Source organism: Micromonospora sp. NPDC047738 (genome assembly GCF_040642675.1).
Lineage (GTDB): Bacteria > Actinomycetota > Actinomycetes > Mycobacteriales > Micromonosporaceae > Micromonospora.
The window spans coordinates 83,193-105,972 of record NZ_JBEYSO010000018.1 but is presented as its reverse complement, the minus strand read 5'-3'; the positions used below and the strand labels follow the sequence as shown (position 1 = coordinate 105,972).

Below are 22,780 nucleotides of genomic sequence, written 5' to 3'. Positions count from 1 at the left end.
CCGTCCACCATCGCCCCAAGCTGGGGGAGGGGGGCGGGGGTGAGGCACTAAGCCTGGTCAGGGACAGCATGAGGTTCTCCTCCAAGGGGAGCCAGCAGTAACTGCGGAAGACCGTCGGGCGTGGCGTCTCAGTGCGTTCTGGTCCGCCCGGCATGGAGCGACTAAAGACGAGAGCAAACGATGTCGGCCAGCCATTCGGCCGGTTCCGACATGCCGCCGACAATCCCGCCGGCCGGAGATTGCGGATTCGACGCGGTCCGATCACCATGTCCGTGCGGTTGGGCGACCACGGCTACGGTGACCAGTGCCGACCGGGCCAAACGCGAATGTCGGGGGATTGTCGGAGGTCGTTGCGACGCCTTATCGACATAGATAGCGACAGCATTTGATGTATGCGTCACCGCCGGGCTCGGGCCCACCGGTGAGGGGCAGCAGCCGTCGCAGGATGGTTGTTGCCTCCCGATGCTCACTGTCCCGCAGGAGGGAAGTGTCATGGCAAATCCATCCATGCCGGAAGTCGGAGAGGTCGGCCGTCGAGCCGCCGAGATCCTCGACCAGATGCGGCGGCACCCGGCCTTCGACCGGTTGCACGGCTCGTCGATGAAGTACTCCAGCTGCTGGGCGACGTTCACCGGGTATCCGGCGATCAGCCGCTGGTCGTTGGAGCGGGACGCGGGGCCGCTGCTGGTGGAGGCGCTGCGGGTGCTGGCGCTGAAGGCGGCGGTGTTCGAGCTGTCCGGCGGCGACGAGGAGGCTGCGGAGCTGCTGGTGCCGACGCCGGTGGACGAGATGGTCCACGCGGTGCTGGCACAGTTCACCCTGATGTCCCGGATGCAGACCGACCTGGGGGTGGCGTTCCCGCACGCGACGGAGTTGGAGGAGTTCACCTACACCCGCGGCTGCGTCACCGACGCCTACTACGCCGCCGCCGGCTGGGGTGAGCAGCCGCTGCGGTACTGGCTGGACTCCGCCGAGGTGACACGGCGGCTGAATCAGCTCAACGCCCACTACCAGGCGGCGGGTCTCGGGCGCGACGGCCGCAGCCACGACTTCGACTTCGACCAGCCAGGCCCGGTGCCCGCCGTGCCGGTTGGGGTCAGCGGTTAGCCAGCTCCACCGACAGCACCCGCCGCATGGCCGCCACCACCTGCTTCGGGTCGAACCGTTCACCGGCGAGCCGTTCGGCGCGGGCGACGGCAGCGAAGATCCCTTCCGGCGGCGCGTCCCGCAGGACAGCGACGAGCCAGCCTTCCAGATCCACCACGTCGGCAGGAAGTTGAAGGGCCGCCGGAGTCGGTGCCGGTCGCGGCGCCTCGACGGGGACCGGTTCACCGAGTGAGGCGTACCGGCCGGGTGGAAGCCCGACCCGGTAGGGGTGAACGCAGACGGCGACGCCGTCTGCGGTGACCCGCCAGCCGATGTCCGGGTGGTAGGCGAACTCGGGTCCGGGCCGGTCGACCACGTCGAACTGGCCCGGCCCGAGCTGCTGGGCAGGACACACGACGCACGTCTGCTCACACCACTGCGGTAGCGGCCCAGGCATGGCGCCGATGCTACGGCAATCAGGAGGTATCAGGGTATGACGGTCTTATCTCCACCCCGGCCCATCATCATCGACCACGCGCTGCGGGACGCCAGACGATGGTGCACCGGGCACACCATCGACGACCACCCCGCCCTGGCCCACGCGGTGAAGGTCGCGGTGACGATCGGCGAGCATCTCCCCGACACACCACCCACCCTGGTCGCGGCGGCGTTGCTGCACGACGTCCCGGACTTCGCCCCGGCGACCCCGGACATCTACGAGGTGCTCGCCGCCGGTTACGGGTCGGAGGTGCCGCGGATCATCGCCGCCCTGCAGGCCGAGCATCACGCGCTCGACGAGCCGGACCCGCCCGTGCGGGTCGACGACCTGCCGGTGTTGCTCGTGTCCACCGCGGACAAGATCGTCGCGCTCGGGTCGTTGTTACGTCGCGCCCGCGCCAGCGGCAACGTGTCCGACTTCTTTGCCCGACGGCCGGCGTTGCGCGCGTTGCTGCCGCACTTCCGGGCATTCCAGCAGGCCGCGCACTCTCGGGTGCCGGCCAGCATGTCGGCGCGCCTCGACGTCACGCTCACTCGGCTCGAACGGATCGACACCTGCATTCGAACCGGGAGCACGCGGTGAGCACACCCGGGCTCGACCAGTGCACCGTTGACCGGCTGCGACGTGACCTGCTCGCCGGCGCCGGGCACGTCCAGACCGGGCGGCAGGTCATCCAGGCGTGGGAGCTGTCCGCCGTCGAGCGGCTGTTCCTCGCAGACGGCAGCACCATCGTGTACAAGGCCGCCGTAGCACCCTTCACCGGGGAAGCCGCCGTGCTGCGAGCACTCGGCGAGCAACACGCGGACGTACCTGTGCTCCACGGCTATGCGATACGCCGTGGGACGCTGGGCATGCTGATGGACGACCTCGGCGACCCGCTGCGACCCCCGACCGCGGCCGAAGCCGCCGCCACCGCAGCCCAGGTCCACGCCCTCCCACCTCTGAGCATGCTGCCGACGTTCGACCAGGCAGCGTTGGCGCGCCTGCCAGAACAGGCACTCGACGCGCTCGCCGCTCTTCGACAGCAGGCACGTTTCCTCAACACCAACCTTGTCGAGGAACTGCTGCAGAAGCTGGCCAAGGTCGCGCGAAGAAGGGCGGACGGTGCCGAACGGCCGCCCTTCGGGCTGTGTCACGGCGAGTTCCACCTCACCTCACTGCACGTCAGCCGAACCGGATGCCACCTCGTCGACTGGGCAAAAGCCTTCACCGGCCCCGGGCTCCTCGACCTGGCCACCTGGTTCGGCACCCGCACCCCTGCCAAACCCGCCAGTCTCGCCCGACTCATCCATAACTACATCAGCGTCGGCGGCCAACCCGACGCGGCAACCGACCGAGGCGGCCTCCCCGCAGCACAGTGGGCGCTCGGCTGGCACCGGGTATGGGCCGCCTGGTGGTATCTGACCACCGCCGCAACCGGCCACCACCGGCCCGACACCGACGAACGCCACCACCAGATCGTCCTGCGCCAGCTGTTGGGAGCCACGCAGTTGCTCGCGGCGCTACCGGCCACCACCAGCTGGCGTTCAATGGAAGCGGGCAGGCCCTCGTGAAGCGCCTCATGGTTGTCGCTCGGAAACAAGTCCGTCCCAGCCACGAATTCTGAAACGCTTCCAAGCCGGAACGGTCCCCATCTATTGGAAACGCCGCGCAGGCGATCCCGCGCCCGCGACCGCAGGGTAGGGTGACTGCCACCACACGGCATCGATGAACTCCTCGACGGTGTTCGATGCGCTGCTGCGCACCGTAGAGGTGCTCAGACGGTGAGGGAGGCGGCGATGACAGGCCCTAACGATGTGGGCGAGGCATGGCGAGCTCTCGGAAAGCAACTTTCCGAGTTCCGTAAGGCTGCTGGGTACACGCAGCACTCCCTCGCGCCGAAGACCATTTCGGCCCGCAGCACGATCGCCAATGCCGAAACCGGGCGCCAGCGCCCGGACCGCACCTTCTGGGAACGCTGTGACGAGGTCCTGCAGACCGGCGGTATCCTCGCCACCAGCTACGACCGAGTCGTCGCCCTTCAGAGGAACTACCAGCGCAAGAGCGCCATTGCGTCCACGGCATCAGTCGCCTCCGCGCAGACCGACCCCACACTTCCCGCCTGCGATGTTCAGGCCGGCGCGGCGGATGAGATTGCCTCAGCGCACAGCACTGCGGCTGACGATACGACTATCGTGACGGTGATGATCGAGGGACGACCGCAGCGCGTTCAGCTCAGCCGTCGCGCACTCTTGCACGCGGTGTCTGGCAGCCTGATGGCACCGTTTGCCGGTGTGGACGTCGCGCTCTGGGCGGACACGGTCCGCGTCGATCCTGCCCTCGTCGAGCACTTCGCGGTGCTGCGGTCCGTTCTCGTCGAGTCCGACAACCGCGTCGGCGCCGCGGCGATCCTGCCGACGGCCCGGCAGCAACTCGGCCACATCGCTGGCTTCCGCAGAGCTGCCCGGGGTGGCCTGCACGACGCGTTCCTGCGCACCGAGGCGCGGTGGGCGGAGTTCGCCGGCTGGCTCAGCGACGACCTCGGCGACCGTGCCGCTGGTGACTGGTGGCTCGCGCAGGCCTTGACCATGGCGCAGGAAGCTGGCGACGCGGAGTTCACCGCCTACGTGTTCGCCCGCATGGCGCAACGCGCTGCCGAGGCCACCGACCGGGACCGTGTGCTCGGACTCGCCCGCGCGGCCGACCGCAGCGGCAGTGCCCAGGCGCCAGTCCGGGCCTTCGCCGCGCTGCAACGCGCGCACGGCCACGTCATCGCAGGCAACACCAGCGCCTTCCAGGCCGCGATCGACGACGCGCACCACCTCGTCGCGAGTGCCCCCGCAGACGACGGCGACCTCGGCTCCTTCTGCACCGTTCCGTACGTGTGGGCGCAGGAAGGCGACGGGTGGCGTCGCCTGGGGCAACCCCACGCCGCTATCACGTGCTTCGACCGAGCCCTCGACGCGTGGCCGGAATCCTACCGACGGGAGCGCGGCCTGTACCTCGCACGAACCGCAGCCGCATACGCCGCTGCTGGCGAACCTGAGCGCGCCGCCACCACCGGCCTGACCGCACTCGAGCTGGCCCACCTCACACAATCGGCGCGCACCAGTCGTGAGGTCGCCGCCGTCGGCTGCCACCTCACGAAAACATTCCCCGCAGAGCCGGGCGTGGCGGACCTACACGCCGCGCTGGCCGCTTCCCCACACACGACATGACCGACCAAAAAAGCCCCAGAGGCAGCGTTGACGTCGCCTTCGTCGGCCGGGCCAACATCGACCTGACCGCCCAAGTGCCACGTCGAGCAACCCCGGGACGTACCACCTTCGCCACGTCCCTGACGGCCAGTCCCGGCGGCAAAAGCCTCAACCAAACCATTGCCGCAGCCCGCCGCGGAGGACGATGCTGCCTGATCGCCAACGTCGGCGCTGACAGCTGGGGCCATCAGATCGCGGCAGCCCTAGCTGACGCCGGCGTCGACACCCGCCACCTCACGCTTCTGCCTGAGGCGACCACAGGGGCGGCCATCATCGAAGTCACGCCCGATGGGGAAAGTTACATCACCCTCGCTCTCTCACCCGCGACCGAACTCACCGCCGACGACATTCAGCACGCCTCCGACGCCATCGACGCACAAGCCTTTGTTGTTCAACTCGACCTGCCACCCGAGCCGGTCACCGCGCTGCTGCGCCGCCGGCCTGCACCGATCATCATCGGCAATCTCGTCCCCCACCCGGACCTCGACAAGGCCCTGCTGCGGCACCTCGACGTCCTGGTGGTCAACCAACACGAAGCCGCCGCCATCCTGCACACAACCAACGACGACCCGCTCACCGCAGCCGCCGAGTTGCGACAACTCGGGCCCCGCATCGTCGTCATCACCGCAGGCGCGCACGGCGCCGCCTACGCTGACTCGCGCGGCTCAGGCAGAGTACCGGCACCCCCCGTGCCGGTCGTCGACACCACGGGAGCCGGCGACGCATTCCTCGGATCCCTAGCCCTCGACCTGGCACGACGTGTCCCACTGTCCGACGCCATCACCACCGCCGTTCACGTCGGATCCGCAGCGGTACAACACGCCGGAGCCCAACGCAGCACTATTGGGTGAGCGCAGCGCGCCGAAAGCAATGCGGAGCGACGTTCGATCGGCAGACGGCTGGCGCGGATGGCAGTCGGCGTCGTCCGCAAAGCTCAAGGACCCACCAAGCCCGCGGGCTGCGGGAGCTCATCCTGCGGCTGAGGGCGCTCGACCGCGGAGGATCTGCTGCGCCCAGCAGGGCTGGGGAACAACGTCATCCAGCAGCGAGATAGCGTCACGTCGCTGCCCGTCCTCCTACGGGCAGCGCAGCGAGGAGCGAGTGAAGTCCCTTAACGGTTACCGCAGCGGGTGGGACACCCGCGACGGCACATCGATCTCGAAGCTGCGGTGCGGCTCTTACTTCCCGGACTGGCTGCTGACCCACCGCCGTGCACTGCCGCGCGGGGCTGCCGGCGCTCGCTTCGATATCTCGTCCAGGGTTAACTCCCGGTCAGTCGTACCGTGGCAACCGTTGCCCAGCGGTAGGTACGGCCTTCGCGTCGTAGCGCGATCAGCGGGACTTCATTGATCCTCGCCGTGGCGGGGGGCTGGTGGCGCAGTTCGGCGAGCCGGTCCCGGATTGGGCCGGTCGGTGCCGCTGAGCCGCTGTAGGCGATGGTGACGTGCGGCCGGAATCCCTGCGCGGCTTCCGGCACGGTCTTCCACACGGCACCGATAGCTTCTCTGATGCTCGCGCGGAGTCGTTCGACCTGGTCCCAAGGTTGGATCAGGAGGCCGATTCCTTCGGCGTCGGGATCGACAGGACCAAGGGACAGTTCCAGGGGTGGCAGGCTGGCACAGCGTTCACGGGCCTCCCCGACGATGGCGTCGAGGTCTTTGTCGCTGACCTCATCGGTGAACCCGAGGCCCTGCATGGTGAGGTGCAGGCCATCGAGTGCCACCAGGTCGAGCCCGGGCAGCGACAACTGGCTCTGCAGATAGGTGACGAGCTGATGGAGCTCAGGTTGATCTTCAAAGGTGAGGTGCCAGGTGTAGAACTGGCGGTCGGCTCGCCAGCCCGGGCGCCAGTACCAGTGCTCGGTGAGTTCAGGCAGCTCCTGGTAGGCGGTCCAGCGTTGGTCTAGGCTTGCCAGCTCCCGGCTACTCATGAGGGAGATGGTAGGGCCGGCGGCGTCCGAGCGCCGATCTGAGTGCGGTTGTAGAGCAGCTCCGCGACTTGCCGCAGTTGCGGCTGCTGGGCGAACGGCCGCGCGGTGGCGAGGAACTGACGCGCCCGCTGGTTGACCGACTCGTAGCGCTGGTCTGCGGTGAGGGTGAGGGCTTCCAGCGCCAGCGAGCTGGCCTGCTCGGGTTCGGGGTTGTCGCCGCGTAGATGCGCGGTGGCCAGGTCGAGGCGACTGAGGGCTTGCGGGCCGCGGAGAGCTGCCGCGTCGAACGCGTCAATGGCGGTGGTCAGGTGTGTGGTGACGTCCGTGCCGCAGCCGAGGGCCAGGTAAGCGGTTGCTGCGTTGGCTGCTGTCCTCGCCTGACAGTACGGGCCGAGGGCGAGGCTCGCGCTGACCTGGGAGCCGGACGGATAGTCGGATAACGCGGTGAACGCCTGGTCGACGGCCTTGTCCACGCCGTACCGGTCGCCGAGACGCGCGAGGGCCCGCGCCTTGCCGTTGATCGTGAGGCGGATGCTGTGCGGGCCAGTGCCAGCGCGGCACAGGCCGTCTTGGGCGTAGGCCAGCGCGTCGTGGAAGTCGCCGGCATAGAAGGCGATAAGGCTTTGCGTGGCGCGTGCCCAGGCCTGCACATCGCGCTGTTGCGCCGCGTCGGCGAGGTCGAACGCTTCGGCGGCGTAGGCGTGCGCGACGCGGAACGCGCCGAGATCCAGCGCAAGAGTGCCGAGGAGCCCGGACATGTGGGCCGCGACGCCGTAGAGCCGGACGCGATGCGGTGGGTGCTGACGGCCACCCATGAGCTGGTCGACGTAAGGCCGCAGCGGTCGCATGCGCGCCAATAGAACAGCCGGGGTGAGCCGCTCATTGTCGGTGACCGCCCGACCAACCTCGTCTTCGAGGTACGCCAGCCGGGCATCATCGTCGTTGCAGGACTTCAGCGCCAGCCGACGGGCACCGATGCTGCCCTCGTGCTCCCAAAGGGCCGATCCGTCGTCGGCGCCGGGGGCGTCGGGGCGGGTGTGGGTGGCGGCCACCGGCCAGGGAGCGGTCCCGTGGATCGCGGATCGGCGGCGCTGCTGCCGGGCACACTCGGCGATGCGGTCGTACTCCTCGGCGAGAACGCCCCCGGTCTGCAAGATGGTGTCGCAGCGCGTCCAGAACGCACGGTCGGGGTACTGGTGGCCGGTCTCGGTGTTCGCAACGGAGCTACGGCCATACTGCACGAGCCGCGCGAAGCCGTGCTGAGTGTGACCGGCGGCCTTGCGCAGCTGCGCGAGCTGGCGGCCGAGGTCACGCCGGGCGGCCTTCACCTCGTCATTGTCGGCCATCGCTGCTCCCCCCATCGTGCAGAAGCTGTGGTCACGATGCGCCTAGACCATAGCTGCCGCCTGTGAACGTCCCGGACCGTCAGGGCCCTGCATATCGGGGTGTCGACTGCGGGCGCAGCGGGCGCTGGCGGCGGCATACACGCAGGCCACCGCCGTTGTCGCCGCGTGCGAGCTGTCGAGATCAGCGGCGGCCGGGTCAGACCGTGACGGTGTCAAAGTTTTGTCGGAGTTGGTGCCGACGTCTGCCGACAATGTCGGCGCGCGGTGTCGAGGGCGTGTGGGACCCGAGGCTCGTAGGGTCCACTCATGCCTTCCGGATGCGCCGACTTCACCGCCGGCCTGCCCCGCAAGGGGATGGCCGCCAGACTGTTTCTCACCAATCCGCAATGCGGGTTCTGCTGGTCGAGCCGGTCATGGTGTGACCAGGTGGAGGACTGCACGGCTCCTGCCTCTGCTGCTGCCTTGTCGGCTACGCCGAAGCTCTGAACAGCTGCGCGAGCCGGGACATTGAGCCCGGGTGGCCCGATCCGGCTCAGCCCGCCGCCGACGTCTGTCGCTCGTCAGGCGCCGCCCGCCACATCCATTGCAATAACTGTCAGCGCCGAGGTGGACACTGCAAGCCACTGGTGTGGATTATCGGTCGCCAATCGCCGGCGACCCCGTGCACCACTGCACGTCCGCTAACCCCCGGGAGGTATCTCCATGGCAAAAACCACGACCACGACCGTGCGAGACACCGCCGCTGAACGACCAGGCTCATCGCCGGTGGAATCAGTGCTGCCGGAGTTGCGGGCGATGTGGTGGGAGACGGGAGTGCGGGCACGGGCACAGGCCGGCTTGTTCGCCGTGTTCGCCGAACTTCCCCGGCTGGTCTGGGCCGCACTACGGGTCAGCTGGCGTGCCGACCGGGTCCGCACGCTCGTGGTGGCGGCGACCACGGTCGGGGCGGGGATGATGGCAGGATTCGGACTCCTCGCCACGCAGCGGGTGCTGGTAGAGCTTTTCGCGGGGGGACCGACAGCAGACAAGGTGGTCGCCGCGCTGCCGGCACTGACGGCGCTGGCCGCCGCGACGGCGCTACGCGCTGGCATGGCCACCGCCACGGGATACGCCCAAAACGGCCTAAACCCGAAGGTAGACCGAGACGTGGAGCGGGGGCTATTCGAGGTCACCACCGCCGTGCGACTGGAGGCGTTCGACGCCGACGCGTTCGCCGACGACATGGAACGCGCCTCCCGCGGCGCAGACTCCACGACGTCCCTGGTGCAGTCGTCGATCAACCTCCTCGCCGGGCTGGCCGGGCTGCTCGCGGTAGCCGTCGCCGTCGTGGTGATCCACCCGCTGCTTCTGGCGGCGCTGCTGGTAGCCACAGTGCCGAACGCCTGGGCGTCACTGCGGGCCGGACACCTGCGCTACCAGACCTATGCGGCCGGCTCGGTCCGCCGGCGCCGGTTGTGGCTGCTGCACCGCCTGATGGCCGAACGGGACTCCGCACCCGAGCTGCGCTCCTACGGGCTACGCCGCTTTCTGCTGGACCAGTACGACCGGGTCATGGGCGTGGAGACCGGCATCCAGCTCGCCCTTGCCAGGCGGGTCACCACGACCACCACCGTGGGGTCGATGATCGCGGGCGTGGCCACCGCCGTGGTCTACGTGCTGCTTGGGCTGCTGCTGGTCGACGGGCAGATCCCGCTCGCCGCCGCCGCGACCTGTGTGGTGGCGGTGCAGTCAGCGCAGCGTTCGCTGGCCGTTGTCACGTTCCAGGTCGATCGCGTCTACACCGAAGGCCAGCACTTCCGCGACTACACCGGGTTCATGACCCGGGCCGTCGCCTACCTGCCCGACGAGACCACCCGGGCCGCGAGCGCGGCCCCGGACCGGCTACGCGAGCTGAGCGTCGAGGAGGTGAGCTTGTGCTACCCCGACCGAGACACCCCCGCCGTCGACGAGGTGACGCTGACGATCCAGGCGGGGCAGACCGTGGCGTTCGTCGGCGAGAACGGCTCCGGCAAGTCCACGCTCGCCGCGATGATCGCCACGCTCCGGACTCCCACTGCGGGAACTATTGACTGGAACGGCCGGCGCCTGTCGGACTGGGACGCCGACGCGCTGCGAGCCCGCATCGCGGTCGTCACCCAGGAATACCACAAGTGGCCCTTCACCGCCGCGACGAACATCGCCATCGGTAACATCGGCACCGAGCCCAGCCAGGCGCGCATTGAGGCCGCTGCCGAACGGGCAGTCGCCCACAACATGATCACCGAGCTGCCGCACGGGTACGAAACACTGCTCGACCGCACCTTCGCCAACGGCCAGGATCTGTCCGGCGGACAGTGGCAACGCATCACCGCCGCTCGCGGGTTCCTCCGCGACGCTGAACTGCTCATCATGGACGAGCCGTCGTCCGCGCTCGACCCGCGCGCCGAGGATGCCCTCTTCCAAGCCATCCGCGACCGGCAAGGTCGCGCCACCACCATCCTCATCACCCACCGGCTCGCCAACGTTCGCCACGCGGACCAGATCTACGTCCTGCATCACGGCCGGCTCGTCGAGGCCGGCAGCCACGACGAGCTAATGGCCGCCGGGGGCCGGTACGCGGAGCTTTTCACCCTCCAGGCCGCTGGCTATGACACCACCACAGCGACGTCTGAGACGCTGCCCCGTCAAGCGACGTCGGCCTAAAGGACAAGAATGATGACGATCACTACGGCCGGCACGAACGAGACGATCCTGATCTGTATCAGGGGCAACTCCGGTGCGGGCAAGAGCACCATCGCCCGACACCTACGGCGCGGCCACGGCCGAGGCTGCGCCCTCGTCGAGCAAGACCACCTACGCCGCATTCTGCTTCGCGAGCGCGACAAACCCGGCGGCCTAGCGTCGAGGTTGATTGAGCAGGACGGTTCTGCCTCGACCACGGCTACCACGTCTTGCTCGAAGGCATCCTGCACACCAGCCGCTACCGCGACATGCTCTCCCGGCTTCGCGATTGGACCGCCCCGAGTCTCGTGGAGTCCTCAGACTGTGACCAGGGCTTGCTGGTCGGGCTGGTTGTAAGCGTAGAACATCGATTCGTATTCGGCCGGCGGCAGGTAGTTCATGGCGGAGTGCAAGCGCCGGTGGGGTTGTACCAGTCGACCCATTCAGCCGTGGCCAGTTCTACCTGGGCGAGGCTGTGCCACGGCCGCCTCGGTTTGATCAGTTCGGTCTTGTACAGGCCGACGGTGGATTCCATCAGCGCGTTGAGCGGTGGGTGAGGCCTTCGGCGACCCACATGTCGAGGGCGTCGCCGACGGTGCCGATGGAGGCGTCGATGCCGGCGTCGACGAGGTGGGTGGTGAACCGGAACGACGTGTACTGCCCGTCGACCCGCGGTCCGAGTGGTGGATCAGCTGTCCGTCACGCACGTCGCGTGACCAGATCCCGTACTCGAGGGCGCCCAGGACGAGGTCGGTGTTGCACCGGTCGGAGGTCTTCCAGCCCACGATGCGGTTGGCGAACGCGTCGCGGACCGCGGCCAGCCACAACACGCCGTCACCGCAGGCGATGCGGGTCGCGTCGGCCACCCACAGCCGGTTCGGTGCGTCGGCGGTGAAGTTCCGGTTGACCAGGTCCGGCGCCGGTTCGGCCTTCGGGTTCTGCTTCGTGGACCCGCCGCGCCAACCTCGGCGCAGGAACGCGCCCTGCAGGTCGTGTTTGCGCATCAGCCGCTCGACCCGTTTACGGCCGACGCGGATGCCCCGGCGGGCGAGGGTGGCGTGCACACGCGGGCTGCCATACGTCTGCCCGGACCGGTCGTGGATGTCGACGATCTCCGACAGCAGCCCGCGGTCCTCTACCTTCCGCGGGCCGGGCGTGGTCTCGCGGGCGGCCCAGCCGTAGTAGGTCGACGGCGCGATGTTCAGGACCCGGAGGACGGGCTCGACCCCGAAGCGGTCGCGCAGCTCGCTCACGAGCGTCATGACCGTCGCCGGGTCGGGTCGAGTTCCGATGCGAAAAAAGCGGACGCGGCCTTGAGGATCTCGTTGGCTCTGCGCAGCTCAGCGACCTCTTTGCGGAGCCGGCGCAGTTCCTCGGCCTCGGCGGTGGTGGGCTGGTCGAAACGCTCACCGTGATCAGCCTGGTCCTGGCGGATCCAGTTGCGCAGCGCCTCAGGATGCACTCCGAGCTGCTCGGCCAGACGCTTGATCACCGGTTTGGGGTCGGACTCCCGATAGAGCCGCACGGCACGCTGGCGCAGCTCGTCCGGGTACTTACGAGGGGAAGGCACGAAAACCTCCTGGTCAGGGCCTATCAGACCATGATTTGAAAGTCTCCGAGCTACCGGGGGAACCTCAACCCGCTCCACGGGTGTGCGGACGAAGGCCGACGGGATGGCTGGGAGGCGCAGCAGGGGAGAGTCGGCGCTGGCCGCTCGGGACGAGGAAAGTCAAGCGCCGTCGGTGAGACTGCCAACGGATCTTGACGTCCATAGCGGATGGCAAGGTCGGACAGGGTTCTCTGGTCCAGATCGCACCCGGGACCCGCCCACTGCCGTGACGGCGACCCTTCTGCCCACCGTGCAGTCCGACATGCCACCGCCGAGGCGTCAGGAAGATGGCGTTGAGCAACACCGGGGCGACAAGGAAGAGTAGGTACCGCGCCGACCGTACGACTGTCCTCAGCGTCGCCATCGGCGGGTCAATTCCGAGAATAGACGGAAACGGCGGGTCTTCTTGTCGCCCTGCTGGCGGAATAGGGCTGATTCCCTGTCCTCGTCGTAAGTTCCAGAGATCGGAGGCTCGGAGTCCGTATCCAAAGTGGGGCTCCAACTATCACTCGCTCAAAGTGTTCTTGGAACCTGTGTCTCGTAGACCGGAGGTCCGCATCATAGAAGACCTCCATAAACCACTCGCCTACCTCGCTGACATGGCCGTACGTGAATCCGCGGCGCCAAGGTTCGGCGAGGGTTGCGCCATCACTCTCGGGTCCGTGTTGGCCTTGAAAGCCGCATACATTGATTGCCTCGATAGCAAGATCGAGCGGGCTTTCGCTGCCATCGGTGGCCTTGCAGCGGTTAAGGACGAATCTAGACACTTCTGGCGCACTTGAAGAGGACCACCCCATTGCTCTAGGCGTCGAATCCGCGACTACATCAGCCAGATTGGAGAAACTTCCGAACATGCATACGGCTACTCGCGTTCCGTCCGAACTTGTCGTGGTGGTAAATGCGGTGATCATCGATGCTGACGACCCCTCCATCTGGTCGACAAAGTCGGAAAGAACCAGCGTGCCTCGTCCGCACGCAAACTGGGCGGGAGGCGGCGTCACGAAGTCGGAGACAGCCAGGGATCCGATGGCGTGCTCCAACCTGATCGCTCTATCATGGCGGCTGGAGGGTCGCGGGCGAACTTCCCGTTCGATTTGCGGCAGAAATGGCCCCTGGGGACTCTTGATTACTGTCTTCCTGAGAGGGTCGAGGTCGATGTTATTGTCCTCGGCTACTGCACTCACCCGTCGTTCCGACCAATAGAGATACTTCCGTATACTCGCCAGTTCGCCCACGTCCAGCAGCATAGTAGGCGCGGTCAATGGCGGTGAGTTGGTCGGTCCGTCCGCTCGCCGCAGACTCAACGAGCCGGGGTAGTCATCTTTGTAAGCTCCTGACTATCCACCGTGATCTCGCCCTGATAAGGCCTTGCCTGAGTGCCCTGTTGATGGTTGCCGGGCGAGTAGGTATGCGCGAGCGCAACGAGGCGGTCTGGCATGGAACCATGCAGGGGTGCAATCGCGGAGGCTGTCGACCCCATAAGGCGACCTTCGATGTCAGCCATGCCACGCCGTGAGTGGCTGGTCGGCATGGGTGAAGCGTTGGACGATCACGCTTCCCGGTCGTTCCTGGCAGCGATCCAGTTGGGTGACGTCTGCAGCGGGACCGTGATGGAGGCGACCCGCTCTCATGGGCTGGTGGTGACCCTAGACGGTTTCCGCGCGCGCCCGCTGGGCGTGGTGGGGTCGTTGGACCTGTCCTGGCGGCAACATCCTGCCATGAAGATGGGTCAGCGAATTTACCGCTGAGGTGATCGCGGTTGACCTGGATGAGGGCTATGCCCGGCTGTCAATGGCTACCACGGAGAACCCGGAACTCTGGGCGTTCCTCAATGCTCGCTGCTGCAAGGTCCTGCCCGTCGATGAGTGGGTCCGGGTCCACCCGGGTGCGGGTCGACAAGCTTGCGCCGACCATCTCCTCCGCCGCAAAAGCCGGCGGCGCGCAGGTGGCGCGTCAGCGGGCTCCAGCCGGGTGGGGCGTTTCCGAGCCGCCATGGACACTCCGGCTGGACGAGGACACCGAGGCCGCGTTCGGTGAGGTAGGGCGCGGGGGCCGTCGGCGCGTTCGAGCTGGACCCGGGAGCACAGCACCCTGCGTCGATGGCCGCGTCGGCATGTACATCGGCAGTGACCGTCGTGGCCGCCAGGACCCTATCCATGCGCCGAGGAGCAGCGACATCGCCAAGGTCGCCCCCGCCAGCAGGTGGAGTCGGCCGATGTCTGGCATCCGCAGACCAGCCGTGGCGGATTAGTTGCATTTTCTATGCACGGTAGCTGCACTTGGAAAATGGGTTCCTGAGGCTGATCACATATCGGAACGCCTGCCCAGCTAACACTTTTTTCGCGGGCCTTACTCATACGTTCCTCTGTCTTATTCCGATTTTCGACGGCAACCTGGCGCTGATTGGCAGGCGGTACGATACTGCAGAAAGTTTGGGCGCGGCATATGCGAGAGCTATGAGCGGAGGTGCCGGCATAAGTAGGGCCATAGCGCCGGTGATATAGAGCCACGCTGGTGACGGATGCTGCCAGGCATCTACATGAGTACTGGCAACCCAGCCTGCATAGATAGCTCCGATCGCGGAGTAGGCAAGTGAGCCCGCAGCTCCGATGAAGACGGCGTCCGTAGTCGCTTTCGACATGTCCTCATTGGCACCATCATGTCGCTTCTTCCAGGCCCTGCGAGTCTTCCAAATTAGCACTATCAGGGAAATCGCTGGAGGGTACAAGGAGAGGATGTAAACAGCCCAACCAGGCGGCGTGGTGTACCAACTCCTCAAATAGCCATAAACCGTTACAGACAATAGGACGGTGGTAACTCCAATTATCCCGTACACCATGAGTGACACAATTGCGCCGAGCCTCTGTAGGGCAAGTCGTGTCACCGACTTGTTTAAAGTTCGATACGCAGCCTCACCCTTGTCGACAATGAGGTAGGAAGCGAGCAGCCAGGCGATTCCACTGATTAGTGCAACCGAGCCGAGGCCCAGCAAGCCGCTGGCGATGACACTTTCTGTCCAAGCCCTCTTGCAAGCCGTTGGCTCTGTATCTCCTGTGACAAGACCAAACAGATAGCTCGATAGGCCTAGCACCATGAAGGACGCGCAAAAGAGGCCGAGGGTCCGTATCGCCATGGATCCGCGACGCCGATCGCTCAAAAGGACGACTATCCCCGCGAACACAAACCCCGCGAGAACTGCGGAAAGTTGGGAGTTTGCGGCAGCCGACTCAACCGGACTCCAGTCAGCGGTCGGGCAAGATGTGGGATTCATATGGCTACCTACAGTTCAGCTCGCTCGCCCGGTGCGTCAGGTTCCTCCGGCTGCTCGCCAGATGTTTCTTCCGGTTGCGGCTCTTCCTGTCTAGTCTCTCCATACGAAAGCATGAGACCGAGCAATAGCAGAAGTATGAAGTAGCCGACGAGGTATGCATGAACCACAGTGGTCGATGGCAGGAACTCCGGCGACCTAGTGCTTATGTCCCCTGACAGAAGCGCTGCAAATACGCTGGCTGCCAAAACAGTAAGGGGGGCCGCCAACTGGAGCTGGCTTGAGTACGTTCGCCAAGGCACCCTTCGGGCTCTTGGTGCCAGCGAGACTGAGAGGATAGCCGGTAGGGCGATGGTTAAGGCAATGCCAAGCCCCGGCAATGAGACGTCGCAAGATCCGACCACTCGAGCGCGAGCGGAGGTAATGTCAGACGCTCCAGTAACGATGTAGTAGAAGGCAAGGGTAGGGACCGCGACCACCGTTACAAAACGTGCCGCCGCAAGTACTGCTCGATCCACGACCGTTCGCTGCATCAGCACTGTTACGCCCTGGAAGAGCATAATTACAGCCAAGCCAAAAACCACACCGTCGATGATCGCTGCGGTTGCGGCCCTCGGCCTTGCTTGGCCAGCGGTCTCACCTGCCAGAACCGAGTAGAGCAACGTTGTAATGACTAATGCGACGAACGCAGCGAAGAGGGCTAGGAGCTCGCCGCCTCCCCCTCGCATCGGCCGGCTCGGCAAGTAGCTACGGGCAGGTGTCAAGAGAAAGACCATTGCCGTGAAGGCAAAACCAGCCAAGACTCCGCTCATTTGCGAGTAAAAGCCCGAGATGACAGCAATATCTATCAGGGCTGGGCACTCAGCACTGGACATAACGACACCTCAAGGCGTTAATGGCACCGAGACACGTTCCGGACAAGCGCAAACCCTAACGAGGGGCTACGACCTTCGATCTAGGTTGCTTGAGATTGCGCAGTGTAGAGAGCGATGCGGTTGTGCGGCGCCTACCCAGACGCGGTTTGCGGCGCGGGTACCGCCTAGACCGCGGGGATGCGGTGTTGGCCGGCCGCATCCTGGATCTAGGCAGCGGAGTCGCCGCGGTGGCATCACGTATTGCCCATGCGGCACAAGTTGCGAATGCAGCAAGCAGGACAAATGCAGCGATGGCAATTACATAGAGCGTCACGCGGGCCGGCTTATAGGCTTCCGGCTGTGCGGCGACGAACGAAGCCAGAAAGGCTGCGGCTACGGCGATGAGTAGCCCGGCGTGGGTGGTCGCCGCCGTGGCTATCAAAGGCTTTTGGCGATGTTGATCATCGCGGTTCGTTTTGGTAGTCAAATAAGCTACCGACGACACCATAAGCAGAGCGACCACCAGAGCTATCCCAAGTTGGTAAGGCGACGGTTGCGCCGTTGCCTTCGTCTCAAGGACGGAGAGCGCATTCATCAGCCGCAAATGAACGATGGCGGGGCCGACTATCACAACGAGAACCCGGCCGAGGCGGATCATCTCGTTGAAGTCCCGCTCAGTAGCCATAAGAGTCAAGGCGAAGAAGAGTGTCAGAACAGATAGCCCGAAGGGTAGGCCGATGATAACTATGCCCGTATTCGCCCGCGCCGTTGCATCCCCCTCTCCAGTTAATAAGGCATAAAGGACGGAGATCAGCACGAGGGCGGCGAAAGCAGAGAAGAGCGTGACCGAGATTCGTCGGCCGAGGACGTCCGCACTGCTCGTATTCGTCCTACGTCGATCGCTGCCAAGATAGTTCGCTAGGCAGACGAACGCGAACCCTGCGAGGAGGCCGGCGACCTGCGCGTACGCTCCGGCAAGAGCTTCTGTCTGCATCTTCGATGGGTCCATTTGAAGATCCCCTCCACCACACGGCAAGATGTCCAACTCAAGCGGCGTAGTACCACCGTTCGCAAAACCGAGTGAGCAGCAGAAGCAAACCGAGACATCCGGGGAGTCTTGATCTTGGGAGTCATGACAATGAATCGAGGGGTGCCTTGTGCGTACGTTACCGTCGCTTCCTCGGGCAGGCTTCGTCCAGAGCGGACAGACGCCAGGGATGATCGGGCTGCATGAATGGACGGACGTCGACGCTGACTTGACGTAGCAGACGCCCCAGGGAAGCCGTTAATACCGGCACTCTGCCAAGAAGTGCAACAGGACGGCCACCGAGGGACGGCGATTGGCTGGGTCCTCGCGTCCCCGTTGCAGTGCCCGCCCTCGTCAGGGCCCTCGCGCCAGCCGTTTGACCGGGCCGGCAGCCCTGCTATCCCCACGGACTGCTAACTTGATCTTTAACCCGTGCGGCCTGGCCGGGGAGTGGTGGAGGCCTTCGGTTTCGTTCTCGCGCGTGGGCTGATGTGCACGTCGTGGCGTGGGGCGGGCTGTTTGTTGCGTCGACCTGGTGGTCGTCCGGGGCTTGGGTGGGAAGGTTTCGGTGCGCTGGCCAGGCATGCGGTCTTGGCGCGGAGGTGCCGGAACCCTCGCCGGACGCGGGCCGGTGAGAGGCGCTCGGGTGGTGTCGGTTTCTCCCAGGGACGGCGTAGGTCAGCTGTCAGGCCGCGGGCCAGGCGTAGCTGCGCGTAGACGGCCAGAATGGGCCAGGTCCATCGGTCGGCGGCTTGTGGGGTGCGGATCTTCGGGCAGGTCCAGCCGAGGTCTGTTTGAGCAGGCGGAAGGTGTGCTCGACGGCGAAGCGGCGCAGAAACGCCTGCCAGAGCCGGTCCACGTCGACGGCGTCGCGGCCGTTTCGGACCACCACAGCCATACCGGTTTCGGGATCGCGCCGCTGGGCAGGTGATTCACCTCGAGCCGGATCACGGTGCCTTCGCTGAGCGGCAGATCCCCCGTTTGGTCGATCCAGGCGTTCCGGTGCGTCAGCCGGGGGTGCAGCCGATTCCAGGCGGGCGATGGCAACACCGTAGAGGCGGGTGTCGGTCACCGTGGTCACGTCGGGCGTGCCCCAGATGGCGAGGTCGCCGAAGATGAACTCGCCGCCGTGGCGGCGGCATTCCCGTGTCCTCTGCCTCAGGCCGGACGGGCGTGCGCAGCCGTACTCACCGCCGCAGCGCGTCGAACTCGACGTCCTCAGCATCGAGCGACTCGTGCTGCGAGTCACCGACGCCGGCAACACCAACAACAGCGATCACGCCGACTGGGCCGACGCCAAGGTCATCCGCCTTCCGGGAAAGCTGAAGATCGCCGCGCGCGGGGAGCCAATCCGGTCCTTCCCGCCCGCGGTACTGCTGCGCGTCCAACGGTTTCGCCTGCTGACCTCTGAGGTCGCCGTACGACGGTCAATCCGCCACAGTCGGTTGCCAGGACCCCTCGCTGCGAAATCCGAGATGACCGACTGGCGGCTGATCTTGTCCTACCCGCGGGATAGGTTTCCCGCCGTGTTGGACGACCTCTCGGCGGTGGACTGGGCCACGCTCACACATGCGTACGGGCCCGCTGATGACGTGCCGGACCTGCTCCGTGGCCTGGCCGGTGGCAGCGACAAGGCGCTGTCCAGCCTCTACGGCAACATCTGGCATCAGGGCACGGTTTATGAGGCGACGGCGTACGCGGTGCCGTTCCTGATTCGCATCCTGGACGCGCCAGCCGCCGGCCCGGTCGGTGTTCTAGGCTTGCTCGCCTCGATCGCCGAGGGCTCCTCGTACATGAGCGTCCATCGGGAACTCCTGCCCCGATCCGAGCGCGACACCGCCGAGGTGCACGAGCAGATGGACGCCGAACTCGGCTGGGTCGCAGCCGCCGGTCGGGCGGTCGCCGACGGGACACCCGCCTACCTGCGGCTGCTCGCCACGCATCCCAAGGAGGACGTACGCGTTGCCGCCGCACACCTGATCGGTGTCCTTGGCCCGGCCGGAGCGGACGACGAAGGGGCCGCCGGGCTGCGCCGCGCCGCCGCCGGCGACCGGAACGACCTGGTCCGGGCGGCCGCCGTGCTGTCCTTTGCCGCCTTCGCCGGACCGGTGACGGAGTCGCTCACCGACCCGCTGCCCCTTCCGCGCCTGGCCGCCGCGATCGTCACCGCCCGCCGCGCCGTCGAGGACGGTGCCGAGACTCTGCCCGAGGCGATCACTCTGCTCATCGAGCGGGATGCGCCCGACTGCCTACGGCTGGCCGAGCGGCTGCCGATCGGCGTGGACAACGCCCTCGCCTGGGTGGCCGAGGCGATCGCGCCGCACTGGGCAACGCAGATCCGGCTGCTGGCCGCTTGGCTGCGCCACCCGGACGGTACGGTCCGTGAAGCCGCTGCCCACGCCGTCGCCGTGCCACTGCACGCCTGGCGGCCTGCCGCTGGCGCGCTGGTGCCGGCGCTGATCGCCGCCCAGCAGGATCCGGCCGAAGCGGTGCGCCTACGCACGCTGCGGCACCTGGCCGGCGCGGGCCGGGCCGCCACCGGCGCCTCCGAACTGTTGTGGGCCGCCGTCGAGCGGGGCCCCGTGGGCAGCGAAGACTCGGCGTGGGCGTCCGAGCGGACTCTGGGCGCTGCCGCGCTCACCGCACTTAGCCGGCTACGAGATCCGCGCGCCGACGCGTACCTCGCCGCCCGGCTCCGCGCGCGGCCGCTGCGCCTAGCCCAACTGGCGGACGCCCTCTCGGCGCTCGGCCCGTGGGCCGAAGCGTGCCGCGCAGTGATCGTCGACGCTGTCGAGGCGGCCGATGCCGGCTACGACCGCGCCCGGCTGATCCGGGTTGCCGGCAGAGTCGGCGCCGACCCGGCCGCGCTGGTGCCGGTGCTGCAGCGGCAGGCCGCGGAGCACCCCTACTCGGCGGCGATGCTTCTCGGCGACCTCGGGCCGGCCGCCGCCGCAGCACTGCCCGAACTGACCGCCCTGCGCGCGAGCGACGACGCCGACCGGCAGCGGATCGCCGCCCGGGCATTGTGGTGGATCAGCGGCGATCCGGACGACCTGCTGGGTGTGCTGCGTAACCAGATACGCGACCGCCACTCGCTGGAAATCCTGGCCGAGGTAGGACCACACGCCGTCGAGCTCGCCGATCTGCTCCCGCCGATGTTCGACAGCGACGACGAGTGGCGGGCGATCCACGCGGCCATCGCGTACTGGCATATCACCGGCGACGCCGACCCGGTCGTGCCGACGCTGGTGCGCTACACCGAGTGCTGCCCATGGGGAGTACTGGCGGTCCGAGCGCTGGCCGACATCGGACCGGCGGCGACCGCCGCGATTCCGGTGCTGCGGGCACACGCCGAGTCACCGTACCGGCAACTGCGGTGGCGTTGGGGCGCCGAGGATAGCCTTGTCGCCGAGGACGAGGGGTGGGCTGCGGTGTGCACATACGCCCTCGCCCGGATCCAGGGCGCGGAAACCGGTGACTGGCCGGACGTGCTGCTCCCCGAGCCGGCCCATCAGCCGTGAACGCCAGCGCGGCCACCCGCAGCACCGGATGGCCACACTCAAATGCAGTCACGCGAGTTCTCGGACGTTGGCGGGGTGCTGCGCGTCAGTCATGGCCACGACGTCGGGGGTGGGCCAAATGCGCGACGACCGGCCCGCACAGCCAGAGTGGCGAGGGCAGCGTTGGCGCCACCACCAATCACAGCGCCGATACCGAACGGTGCCACTCGACCGAGAACGATGATGCCCTGCTTGGTCCCGTACTTCGTGACGAAGTGTTTCCCCAAGATCTTATTGATCTGACGCAACGTCTCGGCAGGCACCTTGGCGACAACCTGGCGTCCCCAGTGTTGCCCCGTACGCTCCGCGACCTTGGCAATGGTGGCGGAGCCGGACCCGCCGAGCATGATTCCCATCACGATCGTTCGGCGGCGCTCGATCTCGTCGATGGGGACCCCGTGGACTTCGGCGATCGAGAGCGCGAAGAGGGCGCTCAGCTCAAGAGATGAGAGAACCTCGCCAGCAGACAGTGCCAGTGCCACGCCCGTGCCGACACCGGGCGCGGCTGCAGCTCCTCCAACTGCAGCACCCGTCCCGGCCAAGGCGCTGACGTACATCCGCTCCAGATTGCGGATCACCTCTGCTGGTGTCGCCTCTGGGTTCCGCTGGCGGGCCCGGGCGATATTCTTGCGCACCAGTGGGCTCTGGATGGCGATTGCCTTATCCAGGAGGTCGAGGACACGCTGCCCACGTACGGCTGCTTCCGGAACCGGTCCGTCGAGGGCACCTGTTGCCATGCCTTGAACTCCTTACGTCATCGCGTCCCAACTGAGTCTCCAATTCGACCAGCCGAGCGGACCTTGCGCCAGATCGTCGAACGGTGGACGCCGCACTGGCGAGTTGGTTGATTGAGACGCCTGCGGCGCGGGCGGTTCGAACAGCGCCCACCTGGGACGCAGTCGACCAGGCCGCTCTGTGGCGCGGGGCCACCGCCGGACCTGAATTATGTCCATAACGTACAGACGATCACGCGGCGGCCCCGCCACGTCTATCCGCTCCAGCAGCGGAGTCTCGAACGGCGGCTGCCGAACCAACGTTCTTTCGGCGATGTCGTGGTGGCTGATTCGGGCGCTGACCCGGCAATACCAGCGTGAGGCCCTCACCGACGCCGAGTTCGCCGCCGAACTGGCGAACTCCACCACACCGATTAGGTCACTACTGTGCCCCGGACGATCTTCGCCCGTCGTGATCATTCCGCTGGCGGGCTACGTCGAGTAGCTGGTCGAGGTCGGTTCGCGGCCGCCCGGTCGCCATCGCGAGCACCCCGAGCGGGTCGGCATGTCCGCGACCGGTCAGGTCCTCGAAGACCGTGAGCAGGTCGGACTCGAAGCCGCCCGCGGTCGTACCCCGCGCTTTGGCCAGTTTGGCGAGCCGGCCTTCGATATAGCGGCGCACCATCACCTGGGACGCCCCGACACTCGGCATTTCGTGGGCCTCGGCGACCATGTCGTCGACCTGCCGGCCCATCCGGTGCAGGACCGCCGACGTGACGCCCCATTGGCGGATCTCGGGTGCCGCGTCGTAGGCCAGGCGGATGATCACCTCGTCCGGTCCGCTGATTTCGTGCGACCCGCCGTCGTTGTACCAGCGGGCCGTGATGACGTAGCCCTCGTCCTCGCGGGACAGCTCAACGGCCCGGTCGCGGTTCTCCTGGGACATGCTTTC

Annotated in this window: 18 protein-coding genes and 5 pseudogenes; 11 read left to right on the top strand and 12 right to left on the bottom strand. The window is 66.7% G+C overall.

The window, feature by feature from the left end:
* Positions 1-492: 492 nt before the first annotated feature.
* Positions 493-1,107: a hypothetical protein gene (locus ABZ783_RS24875; protein ID WP_357442082.1), complete on the top strand. Its 615-nt coding sequence runs from the start codon at positions 493-495 to the stop codon at positions 1,105-1,107.
* Here the strand turns inward: ABZ783_RS24875 and ABZ783_RS24870 are convergent.
* Positions 1,097-1,543 (bottom strand): hypothetical protein, encoded by a 447-nt coding sequence (locus ABZ783_RS24870; RefSeq protein WP_357442081.1) that lies wholly within the window; start codon positions 1,541-1,543, stop codon positions 1,097-1,099. The two genes, ABZ783_RS24875 and ABZ783_RS24870, sit on opposite strands and share 11 nt — an antisense overlap.
* 36 nt (positions 1,544-1,579) lie before the next feature.
* Here ABZ783_RS24870 and ABZ783_RS24865 point away from each other — a divergent pair, with 36 nt between their 5' ends.
* The 5 genes and pseudogenes from ABZ783_RS24865 to ABZ783_RS24845 all read left to right on the top strand — a co-directional run.
* Positions 1,580-2,167, top strand: coding sequence for a metal-dependent phosphohydrolase (locus ABZ783_RS24865; protein ID WP_357442080.1), 588 nt, complete (start codon positions 1,580-1,582; stop codon positions 2,165-2,167).
* A complete protein-coding gene (locus ABZ783_RS24860) occupies positions 2,164-3,138 on the top strand; it encodes an aminoglycoside phosphotransferase (protein WP_357442079.1) in 975 nt (324 codons plus the stop codon). The genes ABZ783_RS24865 and ABZ783_RS24860 overlap by 4 nt, the downstream gene beginning before the upstream one ends.
* Before the next feature lie 210 nt (positions 3,139-3,348).
* Positions 3,349-4,782 carry a helix-turn-helix transcriptional regulator gene (locus tag ABZ783_RS24855; RefSeq protein ID WP_357442078.1) on the top strand — a complete coding sequence of 478 codons (1,434 nt, stop codon included), beginning with the start codon at positions 3,349-3,351 and terminating at the stop codon, positions 4,780-4,782.
* The gene (locus ABZ783_RS24850) at positions 4,779-5,672 is read left to right on the top strand and encodes a ribokinase (RefSeq protein ID WP_357442077.1); all 894 of its coding nucleotides are present in this window, start codon (positions 4,779-4,781) and stop codon (positions 5,670-5,672) included. The genes ABZ783_RS24855 and ABZ783_RS24850 overlap by 4 nt, the downstream gene beginning before the upstream one ends.
* 214 nt (positions 5,673-5,886) lie before the next feature.
* A pseudogene (locus ABZ783_RS24845) lies at positions 5,887-6,033 on the top strand (IS256 family transposase); the annotation flags it as partial.
* A gap of 49 nt (positions 6,034-6,082) precedes the next feature.
* Here ABZ783_RS24845 and ABZ783_RS24840 read toward each other — a convergent pair.
* On the bottom strand, positions 6,083-6,751 hold the full coding sequence (locus ABZ783_RS24840) for a 2'-5' RNA ligase family protein (protein WP_357442076.1): 669 nt from the start codon (positions 6,749-6,751) through the stop codon (positions 6,083-6,085).
* Positions 6,748-8,097 (bottom strand): helix-turn-helix transcriptional regulator, encoded by a 1,350-nt coding sequence (locus ABZ783_RS24835; protein ID WP_357442075.1) that lies wholly within the window; start codon positions 8,095-8,097, stop codon positions 6,748-6,750. Before ABZ783_RS24835 ends, ABZ783_RS24840 begins: the two co-directional genes overlap by 4 nt.
* A gap of 795 nt (positions 8,098-8,892) precedes the next feature.
* Between ABZ783_RS24835 and ABZ783_RS24830 the strand changes: the two genes are divergently transcribed.
* Together ABZ783_RS24830 and ABZ783_RS24825 are read left to right on the top strand one after the other, a co-directional pair.
* The gene (locus tag ABZ783_RS24830) at positions 8,893-10,779 is read left to right on the top strand and encodes an ATP-binding cassette domain-containing protein (protein WP_357442126.1); all 1,887 of its coding nucleotides are present in this window, start codon (positions 8,893-8,895) and stop codon (positions 10,777-10,779) included.
* 12 nt (positions 10,780-10,791) lie between these two features.
* Positions 10,792-11,087, top strand: a pseudogene (locus ABZ783_RS24825) (kinase); the annotation flags it as partial.
* A gap of 107 nt (positions 11,088-11,194) precedes the next feature.
* Here ABZ783_RS24825 and ABZ783_RS24820 read toward each other — a convergent pair.
* From ABZ783_RS24820 to ABZ783_RS24810, 3 genes and pseudogenes are all read right to left on the bottom strand, one after another.
* Entirely contained in the window at positions 11,195-11,332 is a 138-nt protein-coding gene (locus ABZ783_RS24820) for an integrase core domain-containing protein (RefSeq protein WP_357442125.1), read from the bottom strand.
* 133 nt (positions 11,333-11,465) lie between these two features.
* Positions 11,466-12,059 (bottom strand): annotated as a pseudogene (locus tag ABZ783_RS24815) (IS3 family transposase); the annotation flags it as partial.
* Complete coding sequence (locus ABZ783_RS24810; protein WP_357442074.1) at positions 12,056-12,367, bottom strand: transposase; 312 nt, start codon at positions 12,365-12,367, stop codon at positions 12,056-12,058. The pseudogene ABZ783_RS24815 and the gene ABZ783_RS24810, both read right to left, overlap by 4 nt.
* Before the next feature lie 1,532 nt (positions 12,368-13,899).
* On the opposite strand from ABZ783_RS24810, the gene ABZ783_RS24805 reads away from it, so the two are divergent.
* Positions 13,900-14,154: a hypothetical protein gene (locus tag ABZ783_RS24805; protein WP_357442073.1), complete on the top strand. Its 255-nt coding sequence runs from the start codon at positions 13,900-13,902 to the stop codon at positions 14,152-14,154.
* A gap of 1,531 nt (positions 14,155-15,685) precedes the next feature.
* Here the strand turns inward: ABZ783_RS24805 and ABZ783_RS24800 are convergent.
* From ABZ783_RS24800 to ABZ783_RS24790, 3 genes and pseudogenes are all read right to left on the bottom strand, one after another.
* Positions 15,686-16,549 (bottom strand): hypothetical protein, encoded by an 864-nt coding sequence (locus tag ABZ783_RS24800; protein ID WP_357442072.1) that lies wholly within the window; start codon positions 16,547-16,549, stop codon positions 15,686-15,688.
* A gap of 55 nt (positions 16,550-16,604) precedes the next feature.
* The gene (locus ABZ783_RS24795; protein ID WP_357442071.1) at positions 16,605-17,537 is read right to left on the bottom strand and encodes a hypothetical protein; all 933 of its coding nucleotides are present in this window, start codon (positions 17,535-17,537) and stop codon (positions 16,605-16,607) included.
* Positions 17,538-18,043: 506 nt separating this feature from the next.
* A pseudogene (locus ABZ783_RS24790) lies at positions 18,044-18,690 on the bottom strand (transposase); the annotation flags it as partial.
* On the opposite strand from ABZ783_RS24790, the pseudogene ABZ783_RS24785 reads away from it, so the two are divergent.
* Positions 18,653-18,802, top strand: a pseudogene (locus tag ABZ783_RS24785) (hypothetical protein); the annotation flags it as partial. The pseudogenes ABZ783_RS24790 and ABZ783_RS24785 overlap by 38 nt on opposite strands.
* On the opposite strand, the gene ABZ783_RS24780 reads toward ABZ783_RS24785, so the two are convergent.
* Positions 18,743-18,943 carry a hypothetical protein gene (locus tag ABZ783_RS24780; RefSeq protein WP_357442130.1) on the bottom strand — a complete coding sequence of 67 codons (201 nt, stop codon included), beginning with the start codon at positions 18,941-18,943 and terminating at the stop codon, positions 18,743-18,745. The pseudogene ABZ783_RS24785 and the gene ABZ783_RS24780 sit on opposite strands and share 60 nt — an antisense overlap.
* Positions 18,944-19,081: 138 nt before the next feature.
* On the opposite strand from ABZ783_RS24780, the gene ABZ783_RS24775 reads away from it, so the two are divergent.
* On the top strand, positions 19,082-21,076 hold the full coding sequence (locus ABZ783_RS24775) for a hypothetical protein (protein ID WP_357442129.1): 1,995 nt from the start codon (positions 19,082-19,084) through the stop codon (positions 21,074-21,076).
* Between the two features lie 89 nt (positions 21,077-21,165).
* Here the strand turns inward: ABZ783_RS24775 and ABZ783_RS24770 are convergent, their stop codons facing one another.
* On the bottom strand, positions 21,166-21,852 hold the full coding sequence (locus ABZ783_RS24770; RefSeq protein ID WP_357442070.1) for a hypothetical protein: 687 nt from the start codon (positions 21,850-21,852) through the stop codon (positions 21,166-21,168).
* A gap of 418 nt (positions 21,853-22,270) precedes the next feature.
* Positions 22,271-22,774: a hypothetical protein gene (locus ABZ783_RS24765; protein WP_357442069.1), complete on the bottom strand. Its 504-nt coding sequence runs from the start codon at positions 22,772-22,774 to the stop codon at positions 22,271-22,273.
* Positions 22,775-22,780: the final 6 nt, after the last annotated feature.

What these genes read in the sequence shown, in the direction of transcription:
- ABZ783_RS24770 (WP_357442070.1), bottom strand. Translation starts at nt 21,852, where the DNA reads ATGGCAACAGGTGCCCTCGACGGACCGGTTCCGGAAGCAGCCGTACGT.
- ABZ783_RS24865 (WP_357442080.1), top strand. Translation starts at nt 1,580, where the DNA reads ATGACGGTCTTATCTCCACCCCGGCCCATCATCATCGACCACGCGCTG.
- ABZ783_RS24875 (WP_357442082.1), top strand. Translation starts at nt 493, where the DNA reads ATGGCAAATCCATCCATGCCGGAAGTCGGAGAGGTCGGCCGTCGAGCC.
- ABZ783_RS24765 (WP_357442069.1), bottom strand. Translation starts at nt 22,774, where the DNA reads ATGTCCCAGGAGAACCGCGACCGGGCCGTTGAGCTGTCCCGCGAGGAC.
- ABZ783_RS24820 (WP_357442125.1), bottom strand. Translation starts at nt 11,332, where the DNA reads ATGGAATCCACCGTCGGCCTGTACAAGACCGAACTGATCAAACCGAGG.
- ABZ783_RS24795 (WP_357442071.1), bottom strand. Translation starts at nt 17,537, where the DNA reads ATGGACCCATCGAAGATGCAGACAGAAGCTCTTGCCGGAGCGTACGCG.
- ABZ783_RS24805 (WP_357442073.1), top strand. Translation starts at nt 13,900, where the DNA reads ATGTCAGCCATGCCACGCCGTGAGTGGCTGGTCGGCATGGGTGAAGCG.
- ABZ783_RS24840 (WP_357442076.1), bottom strand. Translation starts at nt 6,751, where the DNA reads ATGAGTAGCCGGGAGCTGGCAAGCCTAGACCAACGCTGGACCGCCTAC.
- ABZ783_RS24870 (WP_357442081.1), bottom strand. Translation starts at nt 1,543, where the DNA reads ATGCCTGGGCCGCTACCGCAGTGGTGTGAGCAGACGTGCGTCGTGTGT.
- ABZ783_RS24800 (WP_357442072.1), bottom strand. Translation starts at nt 16,549, where the DNA reads ATGTCCAGTGCTGAGTGCCCAGCCCTGATAGATATTGCTGTCATCTCG.
- ABZ783_RS24850 (WP_357442077.1), top strand. Translation starts at nt 4,779, where the DNA reads ATGACCGACCAAAAAAGCCCCAGAGGCAGCGTTGACGTCGCCTTCGTC.
- ABZ783_RS24830 (WP_357442126.1), top strand. Translation starts at nt 8,893, where the DNA reads ATGTGGTGGGAGACGGGAGTGCGGGCACGGGCACAGGCCGGCTTGTTC.
- ABZ783_RS24835 (WP_357442075.1), bottom strand. Translation starts at nt 8,097, where the DNA reads ATGGCCGACAATGACGAGGTGAAGGCCGCCCGGCGTGACCTCGGCCGC.